Source organism: Geodermatophilus sp. SYSU D01119, assembly GCF_054049975.1.
The window spans coordinates 12,924-29,570 of record NZ_JBJGYL010000042.1; the positions used below are offsets into that span (position 1 = coordinate 12,924).

A 16,647-nucleotide genomic window follows, 5' to 3' on the forward strand; every position below is an offset into this window, starting at 1 on the left:
ACCAGATGTTAGGACGTCCCAGCAGTTCCCCGGGAGCTGCTCCCACCCTCCGCGGCGAGGCGGTCCCGCAGGGCGGCGTCGCGGGCGACGACGGAGTCGGCGAGGTCGGCCTGGAACCGCTCGACGGCGGCCCGCAGCTCCGGGTCGCCGGCCGCCAGGACCCGTACCGCGAGCAGCCCGGCGTTGCGCCCGCCGCCGATGGAGACGGTGGCCACCGGCACGCCCGCGGGCATCTGCACGATCGAGAGCAGGCTGTCGAGGCCGTCGAGCCGGTCGAGCGGGCGCGGCACGCCGATCACCGGCAGCGGCGTGGCCGCGGCGAGCATGCCGGGCAGGTGGGCCGCTCCCCCGGCGCCGGCGACGAGCACCCGCAGGCCGCGCCCGGCCGCCGACGTGGCGTAGTCGAGCATCCGCTGCGGGGTGCGGTGGGCCGACAGCACGTGGACCTCGTACGGGACGCCGAACTCCCGGAGCGCGGCGGCGGCCGGCTCCATCGTGGGCCAGTCGGAGTCGCTGCCCATGACGATGCCGACGAGTGGCTCGCTCATCTCAGTGCTCCTCGGGGAAGGCGAACGCCGGGTCGACCACGCCGTCGGCGAGGTAGCGCGCGGCGGCGACGGCGCGGGCGCGGACCTGCTCGAGGTCCTCGCCGAGCGCCGTGACGTGGCCGAGCTTGCGGCCGGGGCGCTGGCCCTTGCCGTACCAGTGCAGCTTCACGTCCGGCCAGTGCGCCATGAGGTGGTGGACGCGCTCGTCGAGGCCGGGCCCGTCCCAGCCCTCCTCCGAGGCGTGCCCGCCCAGCACGTTGGCCATGACGACGGCGGGCGCGGCCATCGCCGTCGACCCCAGCGGGTAGTCGAGGACGGCGCGCAGGTGCTGCTCGAACTGGCTGGTGCGGGCACCCTCGATCGTCCAGTGCCCGGAGTTGTGCGGGCGCATGGCCAGCTCGTTGACCAGCACGCCGTCGGGGGTCTGGAACAGCTCGACGGCCATGACGCCGACGACGCCGACCCGGTCGGCGATGCGGACGGCGAGCTCCTGCGCGGCGCCGGCGGTCTCCTCGTCGAGGCCCGGCGCGGGGGCGAGCACCTCGGTGTTGATGCCGTCGCGCTGCACGGTCTCCACGACCGGCCAGACGGCGACCTGCCCGAACGGCGAGCGGGCCACCAGGACGGCGAGCTCGCGGACCAGCTCCACCCGCTGCTCGACGAGCAGGGTGCCGTGCGCGGCGAGCAGCTCGGCGGCCTCCTCCGCGGCGCCGACGACGAACACGCCCCGGCCGTCGTACCCGCCGCGCGGGGTCTTCACGACCACCGGCCAGCCGGCCGCCTCGCCGAGGTCGGTGATGCCCTGCAGGGTCTGCACCTCGGCCCACTGCGGCTGCGGCTCGCCGGCGGCGGCCAGCGCGCGGCGGAGGACGAGCTTGTCCTGCGCGTGCACCAGGGCGTCGGGGCCGGGCGCGACGCGGACCCCCTCGGCGACGAGGGCGTGCAGGTGCTCGGTGGGCACGTGCTCGTGGTCGAAGGTGAGCACGGTGGCGCCGTCGGCGACGGCGCGCAGCGCGTCGAGGTCGCGGTGGTCGCCGATGCGGACGTCGGCGGCGACCAGGGCCGCCGACTCGTCGGGCCCGGTGGACAGCACGCGCAGCGACTGGCCGAGGGCGATGGCGGCCTGGTGGGTCATCCGGGCCAGCTGGCCCCCGCCCACCATGGCGACGACGGGCAGACCGGTGCGCGGGTCGGTCGGGGCAGGCACGGTTGACCACCGTAGCGAGCGGCCCGCCCGGCGTCGGTGCCACCGGCGGAGGCCCCCGGGTCCGTACAGTCGGCAGACGTGCCGCTGCTGCCCGCCCTCCGCCGTCGCGCCGGCAGCACCTGGCACCTGCTGCTCAAGGAGCTGAGCGCCTTCGGCGCGGTGGGCGCGGCCTGCTTCGTGCTCGACGTCGGCCTGTTCCAGCTGCTCTACACCTCCGGCAGCGGCGCGGTGACGGCGAAGCTCGGCTCGACCGTGGTGTCCACGACGGCGGCCTACCTCGGACACCGGTTCTGGTCGTTCGCGCACCGCGAGCGCTCGGGCTACCGGCGCGAGTACGTCGTGTTCGTCCTGGTCAACGGCCTGACCCTGCTCATCGGGCTGGCGCTGGTGGCCTTCGTGCGGCACCCGCTGGGCCAGGAGCACGCGCTGGTGCTGCAGGCGGCGAACGTCGCCTCGATCGGGCTGGGCACGGTGATCCGCTGGTTCGCCTACCGGCGCTGGGTCTTCCGCGCCGTGGCCGGGCCGCCCGCCGCGGTCTCCCCCGCCGCGGCGTCCCCCGCGGCGGTGTCCCCCGCCGGTGCGTCCGCGGGCCCGTCCGCCATCGGGCGGCGGGTGGGCGGCGCGGAGCCGGCCCGCAGCGGCGCCTGACCCACAGCGGCGCCCGATCTACAGCGGCGCCCGACCCGCCCCGTCACCGGGCGGGCTCAGCCCGCCAGGCGCGACCCCGACCGGCCGGCCACGACCTCCAGCCGCGTGGGCACCCGGGTGCGCAGCTCCTCGAGGTGGCTGATCACCCCGACCGTGCGCCCGCCGCGGCGCAGCTCGTCGAGCACGGTCATGACCGCGTCGAGGGCGTGCGCGTCGAGCGTGCCGAAGCCCTCGTCGACGAACAGCGTGTCCATCTGCACGCCGCCGGCCTCCGCGGTGACGACGTCGGCCAGGCCGAGGGCCAGCGCGAGCGAGGCCATGAAGCTCTCGCCGCCCGACAGCGTCTTGGTGGGCCGCCGGGTGCCGGTGTACTCGTCGAGCACGTCGAGCCCCAGGCCGCCGCGGGCGCCGTGGCGGCCCAGCGCGTCGCTGTGCAGGAACGTGTAGCGCCCGCGCGACATCTCCTGCAGCCGCCGGCTGGCCACCTCCGCCACCTGCTCCAGCCGCGCGGCGAGCACGAAGGACTGCAGCCGCATCCGCAGCGTGTTGGCGCCGCGACCGCCGACCAGGTCGGCCAGCGCCGCCACCTGCCCCGCGCGGGCGGTGCGGTCGGCGAGCTCCTCCTCCGCGGCGACGACGTCGCCCGCGAGCCCGTCGAGCGCACCGGAACAGCGGCGGGCCTGGTCGAGGGCGGTGACGGCGTCCTCGCGGCGGGCGGTGAGGGCGGCGCAGCGCTCCTGCAGCGCGGCGACATCGGGCCGCTCACCGAGGTCGGCGAGGTCCGGGTCGGCCAGCGTGGCGGCCGCGACCGACCCGGCCTCGTCGTGCGCCCGCAGGCGCGCGTCGAGCGAGGCGAGCTCGCCGGCGGGCAGCAGCGCGGCGGCGGCGTCGAGGACGTCGGCGAAGCCGGCCGCGGCCGACCGCTCCTCCGCCGTCGCCTGCGCGGCGGCGGCGGCCTCGGCGGCGCGGGCCTGGTCGGCGGTCGCGGTCACGGCCGCCTCGCAGCGCTCGGCCGCGGCGGTCAGCCGGGTCGTGCGCGTGCGCAGGTCCGGGTCCTCGCCGCGGGCGGCGTCGACGCGGGCGGCGGCCTCGGCCGCGCCCTGCCCGGCGGCGGCCTGCTCGGCGGTGCGCCGCTGCAGCGCCTCCCGGTCGGCGGCCAGCGCGGCGACGGCCGCGTCGCGGCGCCGCTCGGCCGCGGCCAGGGCGGCGCGGGCGGCGTCGACCCCGCGGGCCAGGGCGGCCACCTCGTCGCGCTCGGCGCGGGCGGCGGCGGCCCGGTCGGCCAGCTCGGGGGGAGGCACGTCGCCGGCGCGGGCGCGCAGCACGGCGAGCTCGCGCTCGCGCTCCTCCACGACGCGGCCGGCCGCGGTGCGCCGCTCGTCGGCGGCGTCGACGGCGGCGCGGGCGCGCTCCTCGTCGTCGGCGGTGACCCGGGCGCCGGGCGCCTCGGCCGGGCGCGGGTGCTCGGTGGCGCCGCAGACCGGGCAGTCGGCGCCGTCGGTGAGCCCGGCGGCGAGCTCGGCGGCCATCCCGTCGAGCCGGGCGGTGCGCACCTCGACGAGGCGCTCGCGGGCGTCGACCCAGGCGGCTCGCGCGGTCTCGGCCTCGGCGCGGGCGGCGGCGAGCCGGCCGGTGAGCGCCTCGGCCCGGGTGGCGGCGTCGAGCGCGGCGCGGGCGGCCTCCTCGGCGGCGACCAGCCCGGGCAGCCGGGCGGCGGCGGCCGCGGCGGCGTCGAGGCGGGCCTGCGCGGCCGCGACCCGGGCCGGCTCCTCCTCGACGGCCCGCGCGCCGTCGGCGCAGGCGGCGGTCAGCCGCGCGACCTCGCCGGCCAGCCGGGCGGCCTCCGCGGCGAGCTCACGGGCGCGCGCGGCGTCGGGCAGCAGGGCGCGGGCGTGCGCGGCGGCGTCGCGCAGCTCCCGCGCGGTGACCGCGTCGGCGGGGCGGCCGTCGCCGACGGCGGCCCAGGCCCGGTCGGCGGCTCCGCGCGCGGCGGCCGCGCGCTCGGCGGCCAGCGCGGCGCGGCCCGCGGCCTCGAGCGCGTCGCGCAGCACCTCGGCCCGGCGGCCGCCGTCGGCGCGGGCGCGCAGCGGCGCCAGCTCCGGTTCGCGGGCGGTGAGCTCCTCCAGCCGGGCGCGGGCGCGGTCGCGGCGGGCGTGCCGGTCGGCCAGCGCGCGGGCGGCGGCGAGCTCGGCGTCGACGCGGGCGCTCTCCTCCGCGGCGGCCGCGGCGGCGGCCTCGGCGGCGGTGAGGCGCTGCGCCGCGCCGGCCCGCACGCTGCGCACCCACGCGCCGACCGAGGCGCCCGGCCGCGCGCCGACCAGCTCGGGCGCGAGCTCCTCGGGCACCTCGACGTCGGCGATCTGCGCGACCCGGTGCAGCAGCGTGCTGACCCGGTGCCGGTCGGACCGCAGCGCCTCCTCGGCGGCCCGCCGCTCGCCGGCCAGCCACTCCTCGGCGCGGGCGAACCGGTCGACGTCGAACAGCGTGCGCAGCAGCTTGGCGCGGTCCTCGGGCTCCGCGCGCAGGAAGCGGGCGAAGTCGCCCTGCGGCAGCAGCACGACCTGGCAGAACTGCTCGGCCGACAGGCCCAGCCGCACGCGCAGGTACTCCGAGCCCTCGTCGATGCGGGTGCTCACCGGCTCCCACGTGCCGGCGGCCCACCGCTGCACGGTGAGCTTCGCCTGCTCGGTGGTCTCGCCGGCGCCGCGCTTCTTCGGCCGCGTCTGCTCCGGCCGGCGGGTGACCAGCAGGCGCTCGCCGGCGAGGGTGAGCTCGCAGCTGACCTCGGTGCGGGTGGCGGCGTCGGCGTGGTCGCTGCGCAGCCGCCGGGCCTCGCCGCGGGCGCCGGGCACGACGCCGTAGAGGGCGAACACGACGGCGTCGAGCAGGGTGGTCTTGCCGGCGCCGGTGGGGCCCCACAGCAGGAACAGCCCGTCGCGGGCGACGTCGTCGACGTCGACGGTCTCGGTGCCGGCGAAGGGCCCGAACGCGGTGATCGTCAGGGAGTGCAGCCTCACCGGGACAGCTCCTCGCGGGCGGCCGCGCCGAGCGCCCTCCCCAGCAGGTCGCGCTCGGCCGCGCTGGCCCCCACCCCGCCCCGCACGTGGGTGACGAACTCCCCGGCGACGTCGAGGTCGCCGCGGCCGCGCAGCCGCTCCTGGTAGCTGCGCCCGTCGGAGGTGCCGCCGCCCGACCACTCCAGGTGCACGCAGTGCGCGAAGCGGGTGCGCAGCCGGCGCATGGGGTCGGCCGGGCGGACGTCGTCGGTGAGCCGGGCGGACACGAACGCCTCCTCGGCCGCGGCGTGCGCGGGATCGGCCAGCAGCTCCTCCAGGGTGCCGGTGAGCACGGTGAGCGCGCGCGGCAGGGGCAGCGGCACCTCGCGCACCCCGGCCAGCCCGCCGCCGTCGAGGTCGACCAGCCACGCCTGCTTGTCCTGCCCGGCCTCACCGAACGAGTACGGCAGCGGCGAGCCGCTGTAGCGCAGCCGGTCACTGAGCGACTGCGGCCGGTGCAGGTGGCCCAGCGCCACGTAGTCGACGCCGTCGAAGACCGACGCGGGGACGATGTCGACGCCGCCCACGCAGATGTCGCGCTCGCTCTCGCTGGCCAGGCCGCCGCCGACGAAGGCGTGGGCCAGCACCACCGAGCGGGCGCCCGGGCGCAGGAACAGGTCAGCGCGCACCCGGTCCATCGCCGCGCGCAGCACCGCCTCGTGGCTCCTCGCCGTGCTCGCCCCCCGCCCACCGTCCCCGTCGGCCAGCCCCAGCTCGTGCCGCGCGATCTCCGGCTCGAGGTACGGCAGCCCGTACACCGCGACGTCGCCGTGCGCGTCGGACAGCAGCACCGGCTCGTCGAGGCCCGCGACGGTGGCGCGCACGTGCACGCCGGAGACCGCGAGCAGACCCGCGGCGAAGTTCAGGCGGCGGGCGGAGTCGTGGTTGCCGGGGGTGAGCACCACCGTGGCGCCGGCGGCGCGCAGCCGGGTGAGCACCCGGTCGAGCACCGCCGTCGCGTCGGCCGAGGGCACCGCCCGGTCGTAGACGTCGCCGGCCACCAGCACGGCGTCGACCCGCTCGGCGGCCACGACGTCGGCCAGGCCGGAGAGCACCGCCTCCTGCTCGGCGAGCAGGTCGGCACCGTGCAGCGACCGGCCGATGTGCCAGTCGGAGGTGTGCAGGAGGCGCATGGGTGCGGAAGGTAGGTCGGGGTACCGACAGAACCGGCCAGGCTCGCCGTGACCGATCGGTCACACACCGCCGCGTCCCGACGCCTTCCCGCCCCCCGCCGCGTGCGGGGGGCTGCGCGGCGTGCCGCTCGCGCCCGGGGACGTGTTCGCCGGCTACACCGTCGTCCGCACGCTCGGCGCCGGCGGCATGGGCGAGGTCCACCTGGCCCGCCACCCCCGGCTCCCCCGGGACGACGCGCTCAAGGTGCTGCGCCCGGAGCACTCCGCCGACCCGCACTTCGCGGCCCGCTTCCGGCGCGAGGCCGACCTGGTGGCCCGCCTCTCGCACCGCAACGTCGTCCCCGTGCTCGACCGCGGCGAGGCCGACGGGCGGCTCTGGCTCACCATGCGCTACGTCGAGGGCACCGACGCGGAGGGCGCCCTGGCCGCCGCGGGCGGGCTGCTGCCGGCCGGCCGGGCGGTGCGGATCGTCGGCGAGGTGGCCGCGGCCCTCGACGCCGCGCACCGCGCCGGCCTGCTGCACCGCGACGTGAAGCCCGCCAACGTGCTGCTCGCGCCGGGCGAGGACGGCGAGCCCGAGCAGGTGTTCCTCACCGACTTCGGCATCGCCAAGGCCCTCGACGGCGGGACCGCCCTGACCCGCACCGGGATGGTGCTCGCGACGTTCGAGTACGCCTCGCCCGAGCAGATCGAGTCCCGGCCGCTGGACGCCCGCTCCGACGTCTACTCCCTCGGCTGCCTGCTGCACCGGCTGCTCACCGGGCAGGTGCCCTTCCCCGGCGCGTCGGTCATGGCCGCGCTGCACGGCCACCTCACCGCCCCGCCGCCCCGCCCGACCGCCCTCGCGCCGTGGCTGCCCCCGGGTCTCGACGACGTCGTGGCCCGGGCGATGGCCAAGGACCCCGCCGGCCGGTTCCCCACCTGCCGGGCGCTCGCGGCGGCCGCCTCCGCCGCGCTGGCCGACCTCCCGCCGGCTCCGCCGCCGCCCTACCGGCTCACCCTCCCGTCGGGGCAGGCCGTCTCCACCGCCGACCTGTCCGCGGCTGAAACGAGCGCCTGGCCGGCCTGCTGCGCCGCACCCGGTTCTTCGACCTGCCGCCCGTGCTGCCCGGCGACCTGCCCGAGCCGCGCACCGCCACGGCCCCCCGGGGCCCCGCCCGCCCGGTGACCGTCGAGATTGCCACCGCGACGACGGCCCGCCGGGTGACCGCCGACCTCGCCGACGCCCGCCGCCCGCCGGAGTTCGAGGAGCTGGCCGCGACGGTCGCCGCCACCCGCCCCCGGGTGCGCCCCGCACCGCCGCCCCCGCCACCGCTCCCGTCCCGCCCGGCCGCGCCGACGACCGTCACCGGCCCGGCCGTCCGGCCACCGGCCGACCTCCCGCCGCCCCGCCCGGTGGAGGTCCCGACGCCGCGCCCGGCCGCCACCCGGCGGACCGCCCGGTGGGCCGTCGCGGGCGTGGCCGCCCTCGTGCTCGCCGGGGCCGGCGGCGCGGCGTGGCTGCTCGGGCGCGACGACCCGGCCGGAGGCGACGGCGCGGCCGCGTCCACCGGCACGACCGCCGCGAGCACGGCCGGGACGACGGACGCGGCCGCCGACGGCCCCGTCGCCGCGCTGGCCGCCCTGCCCCGGTCGGCGCCCCTGCCCGACGGTGCGGTGCTGGTCTCCCGTGAGCTCGACGGCGAGGTGGACCTGCTGGCCGTCGACACCGCCACCGGCGCGGCGGCCCCGCTCACCACCGCCGCGGGGGCCGACGTCGGCGCCGTCGTCTCCCCCGACCGGCGCACCGTCGTCTACGGCAACGTCACCGACGCCGGCGGGGAGCTGCGCGCCGTCGCCGCCGACGGCAGCGGGGACCGGGCGCTGTTCGCGGAGCCGCTCGAGGGCTGCGCCGACCCCGGCCGGCCGGCGTGGGATCCCGCCGACCCGACGCGGCTGGCGCTGACCTGCGCCGGGAGCGACGGCGTCTCGCTGCACCTGGTCACGCTCGACGGCGCGGTCGGGCCCGCGCTGGCCACCGCGCCCGCGCTCGGCGACCCGGCGTTCTCCCCCGACGGGACGACCGTCGTCTACTGGGCCGGGCAGGACCCCGAGCGCGACGGCGGCTCGCTGTTCGCCGTCGCCGCGGCCGGCGGGGACTCCGAGCCGCTCACCGACGAGGAGGACGGCACCGACGCCGACCCGTCCTTCTCCCCCGACGGGCGCACGCTGGCGTTCCGGCGGGAGATCGTCGGCGGGCAGCGCGGCATCGTCACGATGGCCGCCGACGGGTCCGGCCCGCGATTCGTCACGTCCGGCTCGTTCGACCAGGACCCCGTCTGGTCCCCCCGCGGTGACGCGCTCGCCTACAAGAGCGACCGGGCGGGGGACGCCGCGCCGCCCGGGGACCAGCTCTGGGTCGTGGACCCCGACGGGCTCGACCGGCGGCAGGTGCCCGCCGAGGAGGGCTCGCTGGTCAACGCCGTCGCCTGGGGACCGCCGGCCGGCTGAGCGTCAGGGCAGCGGGCTGGTGCTCCAGCGGTCGTCGGCGGGCTCCCAGGGTTCGGGGACCTCCCCGTTCCCCCGCTCCGCGTCGTCCTCGACCAGCTGCGCGACGAGCGCCTGCACCCCGTCGCTGTCGGGCACGCGGGCCAGCACCAGCGGGCCCGCGTCGCCGGCCGACTCGACGGTGACCGTGCCCGACTGCACGATCCGCTGCCACAGCGTCTGCCGGCTGGAGACGTCGGTGATCCGGGACAGCGCGACGTCGCGGCCCCGGCGGGTCAGCACACCCGTGCGCACGAGCAGCCGGTGCGTGGTGAGGACGTAGTGCGTCGTGCGCCAGCGGACCACCGGCCGCACGACCGTGACCGCCAGGACGACGAGCACCGCGGCCAGCAGCGCCATCCGCAGGACGCCCTGCTGGCGGCCGTCGGGCACCAGCGCGGCGAGGTAGGAGGCCCCGCCGACGACGGCGAGCAGCCGGGCCACCGGCCAGAACAGCGTCAGCCCGTGCGGGTGCAGGTGCGCGACGACCTCCTCGTCGTCGGCGAGCAGCTTGTCGGGGAAGGCCACCCCGCCAGGATGACCGAGCGGAGGCGGGTGGTCAGGCTCCGCGCGGGCGTGTCCGCACGTGGCGCACGTCGCCGCTGGCCAGCTCCACGGTGCCCGCGCCGGTGTCGAGCACCAGCCGGCCGTCCCAGTCGACGGCGCTCGCCGTGCCCGCGAGCTCGGACCCGTCGGGCATCGTCACGGTGACCTCGGCGCCGACGGTCGAGCACCACGCCAGGTAGTCGGCGGCCAGCCCCGTGGACACCGGGTCACCGAGCGCGGCGGTCCAGGCCCGGTAGCGGCGCTCGAGCGCGCGGAGGAACGCGAGCAGCAGCGGCCCGCGGTCGACGGGCGCGCCGGTGACCAGCGCCAGCGACGTCCCGGTGGGCGGCAGCTCCTCGCGGCGGGTGTTCACGTTGAGCCCGGTGCCGACCACCACGGCGGCGCCGGTGACCTCGGCGAGGATCCCGGCGAGCTTGGCGCCGTCGGCGGCCAGCAGGTCGTTGGGCCACTTCAGCGAACTGCGGACGCCGGAGACCTCGCCGACGGCCTCGCCGAGCGCGACGCCGGTGAGCAGCGGCAGCCAGCCGCGGCGGGCGGCGGGGACGTCGGGGCGCAGCAGCACCGAGACGGTGAGCCCGGCGCGCGGCGGGGAGGTCCAGGTGCGGTCGAGGCGGCCGCGGCCGGAGACCTGGTGCTCGGCGACCAGGACCGCGCCCTCGGGGGCGTCGTCGGCGGCCCGCGCGGCGAGGTCGGCGTTGGTGGAGCCGACCTCCGGCGCCACCTCCAGCGACCGCCACAGCCGACTGTCGCGGACGAGCGCCGCCTCCAGCGCGGCGGCGTCGAGCGGCGGTCGGTCGAGCTCCGACCAGCGGGCGGAGGGCGCGTCGGGCACTCCCCTACGCTACGGGCCCGTGAGCGCTGCCGAACTCGAGAGCGCGGGCGACTCCGTCCCGGCCGACGTCGACATCCACACGACCGCCGGCAAGCTGGCGGACTTCGAGCGGCGGGTGCAGGAGGCCGTCCACGCCGGCTCCGAGCGCGCCGTCGAGAAGCAGCACGCGGCGGGCAAGATGACCGCCCGCGAGCGCATCGAGGCGCTGCTGGACCCGGGCTCGTTCACCGAGCTCGACGAGTTCGCCCGCCACCGCTCCACGAACTTCGGGATGGACGCGCGCCGTCCCTTCGGCGACGGCGTCGTCACCGGGTACGGGACCGTCGACGGCCGCCCGGTGTGCGTCTTCTCCCAGGACGTCACCGTCTTCGGCGGCAGCCTCGGCGAGGTCTACGGCGAGAAGATCGTCAAGGTGCTGGACCTGGCGATCCGCAACGGCTGCCCGGTCATCGGCATCAACGAGGGCGGCGGCGCGCGCATCCAGGAGGGCGTGGTCTCCCTCGGCCTGTACGGCGAGATCTTCCAGCGCAACGTGCACGCCTCCGGCGTCATCCCGCAGATCTCGCTGGTGATGGGCGCCGCGGCCGGCGGGCACGTCTACTCCCCCGCGCTCACCGACTTCATCGTCATGGTGGACAAGACCAGCCAGATGTTCATCACCGGCCCCGACGTGGTGAAGACGGTGACCGGCGAGGACGTGACGCTCGAGGAGCTCGGCGGCGCCCGCACGCACAACACCAAGTCCGGCGTGGCCCACTACCTGGCCGAGGACGAGGCCGACGCCCTCGACTACGTCAAGGCTCTGCTGTCCTACCTGCCGAGCAACAACCTCGACCCGCTGCCGGCCGTCGAGGTCGCCCCGGCCGACACCACGCCCGACGGGGTGACCGAGGAGGACCACGAGCTCGACACCGTCGTCCCCGACTCGGCGAACACCCCCTACGACATGCACACCGTCATCGAGCACGTGCTCGACGACGGCGAGTTCCTCGAGGTGCAGGCGCTGTTCGCGCCGAACATCGTCGTCGGCTTCGGCCGCGTCGAGGGCCGCCCGGTCGGCGTCGTGGCCAACCAGCCCACCCAGTTCGCTGGCACGCTGGACATCGACGCCAGCGAGAAGGCGGCCCGCTTCGTGCGCACCTGCGACGCCTTCAACGTCCCGGTGCTCACCTTCGTCGACGTCCCGGGCTTCCTCCCCGGGACGTCGCAGGAGTGGGAGGGGATCATCCGCCGGGGCGCGAAGCTCATCTACGCCTACGCCGAGGCCACGGTCCCCAAGATCACCGTCATCACCCGCAAGGCCTACGGCGGCGCCTACGACGTCATGGGCTCCAAGCACCTCGGCGCCGACCTCAACCTCGCCTGGCCGACCGCGCAGGTCGCCGTCATGGGCGCCCAGGGTGCGGTCAACATCCTCTACCGGCGGGAGCTCGCCGACGCGCCGGACGCCGACGCCCGCCGCGCGGAGCTCATCACCGAGTACGAGGACGCGCTGCTCTCGCCGTACATCGCGGCCGACCGTGGGTACGTGGACCAGGTGATCCGCCCCTCGGAGACCCGCATCGAGATCACCAAGGCGCTGCGGCTGCTGGCCAACAAGCGCCAGACGCTGCCGCCGAAGAAGCACGGGAACATCCCGCTGTGACCGAGCAGCAGCGCCCCCTCCTGCGGGTCGTGAAGGGCGAGCCGACGGCCGAGGAGCTCGCCGCGCTCACCGTCGTCGTCGCCGCCCTGGCCTCTCCGGGCCGGCCGCGGAGGCGGCCGGCCCCGGTCGGCGCGTGGGCCGCGTACGGCGACGCCCACCGGCAGCCACTGCGCCCGGGCCCGGGCGGCTGGCGCGCCGCGGGACGGTTCGCGTGAGCCGGCGCCTGGTGCTCGCCTCGGCCTCGCCGGCGCGCCTCGCGCTGCTGCGCCAGGCCGGGCTCGCCCCCGAGGTCGTGGTGAGCGACGTCGACGAGACGACGGTGACCGCGGCGCGGGTGTCGGAGGAGGTCGCGCTGCTGGCCGCGGCGAAGGCCACCGCCGTCGCCGGGCGGGAGGACGACGCGCTGGTCATCGGCGCCGACTCGCTGCTGGAGTTCCGCGGCCAGGCGATGGGCAAGCCCGCCGACGCGCAGGAGGCCCGCGAGCGGTGGCGGCGGATGGCCGGCCGCAGCGGCACCCTGCACACCGGCCAGGCGCTGTTCGACGTGCGCGGCGGCGCGGTGGAGTCGCGCGACGTCGTCGTCATCTCCACGGTCGTGCACTTCGCCAGCCCCACCCCCGCCGAGGTCGAGGCCTACCTGGCCACCGGCGAGCCGCTCGCGGTGGCCGGCGCGTTCACCCTCGACGGGCTCGGGGCGCCGTTCGTCCGCCGCGTCGAGGGCGACCCCGCGTCGGTGGTCGGGCTGTCGCTGGCGGCGCTGCGCGAGCAGCTGCGCCGGCGCGGGCTGACGATCACCGACCTCTGGCGCCGCTGACCCACCCGACCGTCCGGACGGCGTTCCGGGCGTCCTGACTACAGTCCGACCGGTCCACGAACGAGGGAGTCGCCCGGTGCAGAAGGTCCTCATCGCCAACCGCGGGGAGATCGCGGTCCGTGTGGCGCGCGCCTGCAGGGACGCCGGGCTGACCAGCGTGGCGGTCTACGCCGAGCCCGACCGCGACGCCCTGCACGTGCGCGCCGCCGACGAGGCCTTCGCCCTCGGCGGGACGACGCCCGGCGACTCCTACCTCGTCATCGACAAGGTCATCGACGCCGCGAAGCGGTCCGGCGCCGACGCGATCCACCCCGGCTACGGCTTCCTGTCGGAGAACGCCGACTTCGCCCAGGCCGTGCTCGACGCCGGGCTGACCTGGATCGGCCCCTCCCCGCAGGCGATCATCGACCTCGGCGACAAGGTGGCCGCCCGCCACATCGCCACCAAGGCCGGCGCGCCGCTGGTGCCGGGCACGAAGGACCCGGTCGGCGGCGCCGACGAGGTGCTCGCCTTCGCCCGCGAGCACGGTCTCCCGGTGGCCATCAAGGCCGCGTTCGGCGGTGGCGGTCGCGGGCTGAAGGTGGCCCGCACCGAGGAGGAGATCCCGGAGCTGTTCGACTCCGCCGTCCGCGAGGCGGTCGCCGCCTTCGGCCGCGGCGAGTGCTTCGTCGAGCGGTTCCTGGACAAGCCGCGGCACGTCGAGGCCCAGGTGCTCGCCGACACCCACGGCAACGTGGTCGTCGTCGGCACCCGCGACTGCTCGCTGCAGCGGCGCAACCAGAAGCTGGTCGAGGAGGCCCCCGCGCCGTTCCTCACCGACGAGCAGCGGGCGCGCATCCACGAGTCGGCCAAGGCGATCTGTCGCGAGGCCGGCTACCACGGCGCCGGCACCGTCGAGTACCTCGTGGGCACCGACGGGTCGATCTCCTTCCTCGAGGTCAACACCCGCCTGCAGGTCGAGCACCCGGTGTCCGAGGAGACCTCCGGCATCGACCTGGTGCGCCAGCAGTTCCGCATCGCCGAGGGCCTCCCGCTGGAGATCACCGAGGACCCCGTCCCGCGCGGGCACAGCATCGAGTTCCGGATCAACGCCGAGGACGCCGGGCGCAACTTCATGCCCGCCCCCGGCCCGGTCACCCGGCTGGAGATCCCGCAGGGCCCGGGCGTCCGGTGGGACTCCGGCGTCGAGACCGGCGGCGAGGTGGCCGGCGCGTTCGACTCGATGCTGGCCAAGCTGATCGTCACCGGCGCCACCCGCACCGAGGCGCTGCAGCGGGCCCGGCGCGCGCTCGACGAGCTCGTCGTCGAGGGCATGCCCACGGTCATCCCGTTCCACCGCGCCGTCGTCCGCGACGAGGCGTTCACCAGCGAGCCGTTCACGGTGCACACCCGCTGGATCGAGACCGAGTGGGACAACCAGGTCCAGCCGTACTCCGCCGCCCCGGTCGACGCCGAGGAGGAGGCGCCGCGGCAGACCGTCGTCGTCGAGGTCGGCGGCCGCCGCCTGGAGGTGTCGCTGCCCGCGGGCCTGGCGCTCGGCGGCGGCGGTGCCGCACCGGCCGGTGCCGGGGCCAAGCCGCGCAAGCGGGGCTCCGGCCACGGCGGCTCGGCCGCGTCCGGCGACTCCCTCACCTCGCCGATGCAGGGCACGATCGTCAAGGTCGCCGTCGAGGAGGGCGCGACCGTCGCCGCCGGTGACCTCGTCGTCGTCCTCGAGGCGATGAAGATGGAGCAGCCGCTGACCGCGCACAAGGCGGGCACCGTGACCGGCCTGTCGGCCGAGGTCGGCGCCACCGTCACCAGCGGCGCGGTCATCTGCACGATCGCCGACGCCGCCGAGTAGTCCCCGCACACGCACGAGGGCCCGCCACCGGATTCCGGTGGCGGGCCCTCGTCGTCAGGACCTGCGGACCTCGCCGGTGGCCTGCGTCCACGTCAGCGTGCCGAACTGGAACCGCTGGGCGCGGCCCCCGGAGACGGCGCGCTCGGCCTCCAGCGGGTAGCCGAGCCCCCACTCCCAGCCCAGGGACCCCCACCGGTCGCCCACGGGGCCGCCGACGACGGGGTGCGCGCCGCTGGCCGGCGACCAGTACAGCGAGCCCCTCTGGAACCGCTGGAAGCAGCCGCCGTCGCGCAGGCCGCACACCGCGGTCGCCGTCGGGTAGCCCAGCGCACCACCCTCCGAGCCGGTGCGGAACCAACCGTCGCGCAGCGCCCCGGACACCGCCCACGAGCCGCCCGCCGGGCTGGACATCACGGTGCCGCCCTGGAAGTGCTGGTAGCAGCCGCCGTCCCGCAGCCCGCACACGGTGTCGGTGACCGGGTAGCCCAGCGGGCCGCCCTCCCAGCCCTGCCGCGCCCAGCCGTCCCCGGCCGGGGCGGTGACGGCATGGGCCCCGGTGGCGGGCGACCAGTAGAGGGCACCGGTCTCGAAGCGCTGGAAGCAGCCGCCGTCCCGCAGCCCGCACACCGGCGCCGAGGCCGGGTAACCCAGCGCGCCGCCCTCCGAGCCGGTGCGGAACCAGCCGTCGCGGAGCACGCCGGACAGCGCCCACGACCCGCTCGCGGGGCTGTACATCACCGTGCCGCCCTGGAAGTGCTGGTAGCAGCCGCTGCGGGCCAGGCCGCAGGTGGTGTCGGTGACCGGGTAGCCGAGGGCGCCGCCCTCCCACCCCTGCCGGGCCCAGGCCTCACCGGCCGGGCCGGTGACCGCGCGCGCCCCGGTGGCCGGCGACCAGTACAGGGCGCCTCCGCCGAACCGCTGGAAGCAGCCGCCGTCGCGCAGCCCGCAGACCTGGGCCGACGCCGGGTAGCCCAGCGCGCCGTTCTCCGAGCCGGTGCGGAACCAACCGTCGCGCAGCGCCCCGGTGACCGGCCAGGCCCCCGCCGGGCCGGACATCACCGTGCCGCCCTGGAAGTGCTGGTAGCAGCCGTCCTGGGCCAGCCCGCAGCCCTGGTCGCTGACGGGGTAGCCGAGGGCACCGCCCTCCCAGCCCTGGGCCGCCCACCGCTCACCGATCGCGCCGCTGACCGCCCGGGCCCCCGTGCCGGCCGTCCAGTAGATCGAGCCGTGCTGGAAGGCCCGGAAGCAACCGCCGGATCGCAGGCCGCAGCGCTCGTCGGAGGTCGGCGCCCCGAGCCGGCCGCCGCCGCCGCCGAGCGCCTCGTACGCGACCGTGATCGGGCTGGGTGCCACGGGGGTCACCGCCGAGCTGCGCGCACTCGCCGGGCCGGTGCCGGCCGCGTTGGTCGCGGTGACGGTGACCGTGTACGCCGTCCCGTTGGTCAGGCCACCGACGGTGGCCGTGGTCGCGCCGGTGGTGGTGGCCGTGCGCCCGCCCGGGGAGGCGGTCACGGTGTAGCCGGTGACCGGGCTGCCGCCGTCCGGCGCCGCCGACCACGACACCGTCGCGCTCCCGTTCCCCGCCACCGCGGTCACCCCCGACGGCGCGCCCGGTGCCGTCGCGGGCGCGACCGGCGTCACCGCCGCGCTCGCCGCGCTGGCCGGGCCGGTGCCGGCCGCGTTGGTCGCGGTGACGGTGAACGTGTACGCCGTCCCGTTGGTCAGGCCACCGACGGTGGCCGTGGTCGCGCCGGTGGTGGTGGCCGTGCGCCCGCCCGGGGAGGCGGTCACGGTGTAGCCGGTGACCGGGCTGCCGCCGTCCGGCGCC

General features: G+C 77.5%; 14 protein-coding genes. 7 read left to right on the top strand and 7 right to left on the bottom strand.

Annotation, left to right across the window (positions count from 1 at the left end):
* Positions 1-8: 8 nt before the first annotated feature.
* Both purE and ACI79X_RS22135 read right to left on the bottom strand, forming a co-directional pair.
* Entirely contained in the window at positions 9-548 is a 540-nt protein-coding gene (gene purE / locus ACI79X_RS22130; RefSeq protein ID WP_457027579.1) for a 5-(carboxyamino)imidazole ribonucleotide mutase, read from the bottom strand.
* Position 549: 1 nt separating this feature from the next.
* A complete protein-coding gene (locus ACI79X_RS22135) occupies positions 550-1,755 on the bottom strand; it encodes a 5-(carboxyamino)imidazole ribonucleotide synthase (protein WP_457027580.1) in 1,206 nt (401 codons plus the stop codon).
* A 78-nt stretch (positions 1,756-1,833) separates the two neighbouring features.
* On the opposite strand from ACI79X_RS22135, the gene ACI79X_RS22140 reads away from it, so the two are divergent.
* A complete protein-coding gene (locus ACI79X_RS22140) occupies positions 1,834-2,403 on the top strand; it encodes a GtrA family protein (RefSeq protein WP_457027581.1) in 570 nt (189 codons plus the stop codon).
* Positions 2,404-2,459: 56 nt separating this feature from the next.
* On the opposite strand, the gene ACI79X_RS22145 is transcribed toward ACI79X_RS22140, so the two are convergent.
* Positions 2,460-5,420 (bottom strand): AAA family ATPase, encoded by a 2,961-nt coding sequence (locus ACI79X_RS22145; RefSeq protein ID WP_457027582.1) that lies wholly within the window; start codon positions 5,418-5,420, stop codon positions 2,460-2,462.
* Entirely contained in the window at positions 5,417-6,592 is a 1,176-nt protein-coding gene (locus tag ACI79X_RS22150; protein WP_457027583.1) for an exonuclease SbcCD subunit D, read from the bottom strand. Before ACI79X_RS22150 ends, ACI79X_RS22145 begins: the two co-directional genes overlap by 4 nt.
* Positions 6,593-6,713: 121 nt before the next feature.
* Between ACI79X_RS22150 and ACI79X_RS22155 the strand changes: the two genes are divergently transcribed.
* Both ACI79X_RS22155 and ACI79X_RS22160 read left to right on the top strand, forming a co-directional pair.
* Positions 6,714-7,760 (top strand): serine/threonine-protein kinase, encoded by a 1,047-nt coding sequence (locus ACI79X_RS22155; protein WP_457027584.1) that lies wholly within the window; start codon positions 6,714-6,716, stop codon positions 7,758-7,760.
* Positions 7,757-9,082, top strand: coding sequence for a TolB family protein (locus ACI79X_RS22160; RefSeq protein WP_457027585.1), 1,326 nt, complete (start codon positions 7,757-7,759; stop codon positions 9,080-9,082). Before ACI79X_RS22155 ends, ACI79X_RS22160 begins: the two co-directional genes overlap by 4 nt.
* Positions 9,083-9,085: 3 nt before the next feature.
* On the opposite strand, the gene ACI79X_RS22165 is transcribed toward ACI79X_RS22160, so the two are convergent.
* Entirely contained in the window at positions 9,086-9,646 is a 561-nt protein-coding gene (locus ACI79X_RS22165) for a PH domain-containing protein (RefSeq protein WP_457027586.1), read from the bottom strand.
* A gap of 31 nt (positions 9,647-9,677) precedes the next feature.
* Positions 9,678-10,517, bottom strand: coding sequence for a biotin--[acetyl-CoA-carboxylase] ligase (locus ACI79X_RS22170; protein WP_457027587.1), 840 nt, complete (start codon positions 10,515-10,517; stop codon positions 9,678-9,680).
* 19 nt (positions 10,518-10,536) lie between these two features.
* Here ACI79X_RS22170 and ACI79X_RS22175 point away from each other — a divergent pair, with 19 nt between their 5' ends.
* The 4 genes from ACI79X_RS22175 (at position 10,537) to ACI79X_RS22190 (ending at position 14,819) form a co-directional block, all read left to right on the top strand.
* Positions 10,537-12,162 carry an acyl-CoA carboxylase subunit beta gene (locus ACI79X_RS22175; RefSeq protein ID WP_457027588.1) on the top strand — a complete coding sequence of 542 codons (1,626 nt, stop codon included), beginning with the start codon at positions 10,537-10,539 and terminating at the stop codon, positions 12,160-12,162.
* Entirely contained in the window at positions 12,159-12,377 is a 219-nt protein-coding gene (locus tag ACI79X_RS22180; protein ID WP_457027589.1) for an acyl-CoA carboxylase subunit epsilon, read from the top strand. The genes ACI79X_RS22175 and ACI79X_RS22180 overlap by 4 nt, the downstream gene beginning before the upstream one ends.
* Complete coding sequence (locus ACI79X_RS22185; RefSeq protein WP_457027590.1) at positions 12,374-12,976, top strand: Maf family protein; 603 nt, start codon at positions 12,374-12,376, stop codon at positions 12,974-12,976. The genes ACI79X_RS22180 and ACI79X_RS22185 overlap by 4 nt, the downstream gene beginning before the upstream one ends.
* Before the next feature lie 76 nt (positions 12,977-13,052).
* The gene (locus ACI79X_RS22190) at positions 13,053-14,819 is read left to right on the top strand and encodes an acetyl/propionyl/methylcrotonyl-CoA carboxylase subunit alpha (protein ID WP_457027591.1); all 1,767 of its coding nucleotides are present in this window, start codon (positions 13,053-13,055) and stop codon (positions 14,817-14,819) included.
* A 54-nt stretch (positions 14,820-14,873) separates the two neighbouring features.
* On the opposite strand, the gene ACI79X_RS22195 is transcribed toward ACI79X_RS22190, so the two are convergent.
* On the bottom strand, positions 14,874-16,647 hold a 1,774-nt coding region (locus ACI79X_RS22195), incomplete at its 5' end, for a fibronectin type III domain-containing protein (RefSeq protein ID WP_457027592.1).

Coding starts and splice junctions, on each gene's coding strand:
- purE (WP_457027579.1), bottom strand. CDS start 548: ATGAGCGAGCCACTCGTCGGCATCGTCATGGGCAGCGACTCCGACTGG.
- ACI79X_RS22150 (WP_457027583.1), bottom strand. CDS start 6,592: ATGCGCCTCCTGCACACCTCCGACTGGCACATCGGCCGGTCGCTGCAC.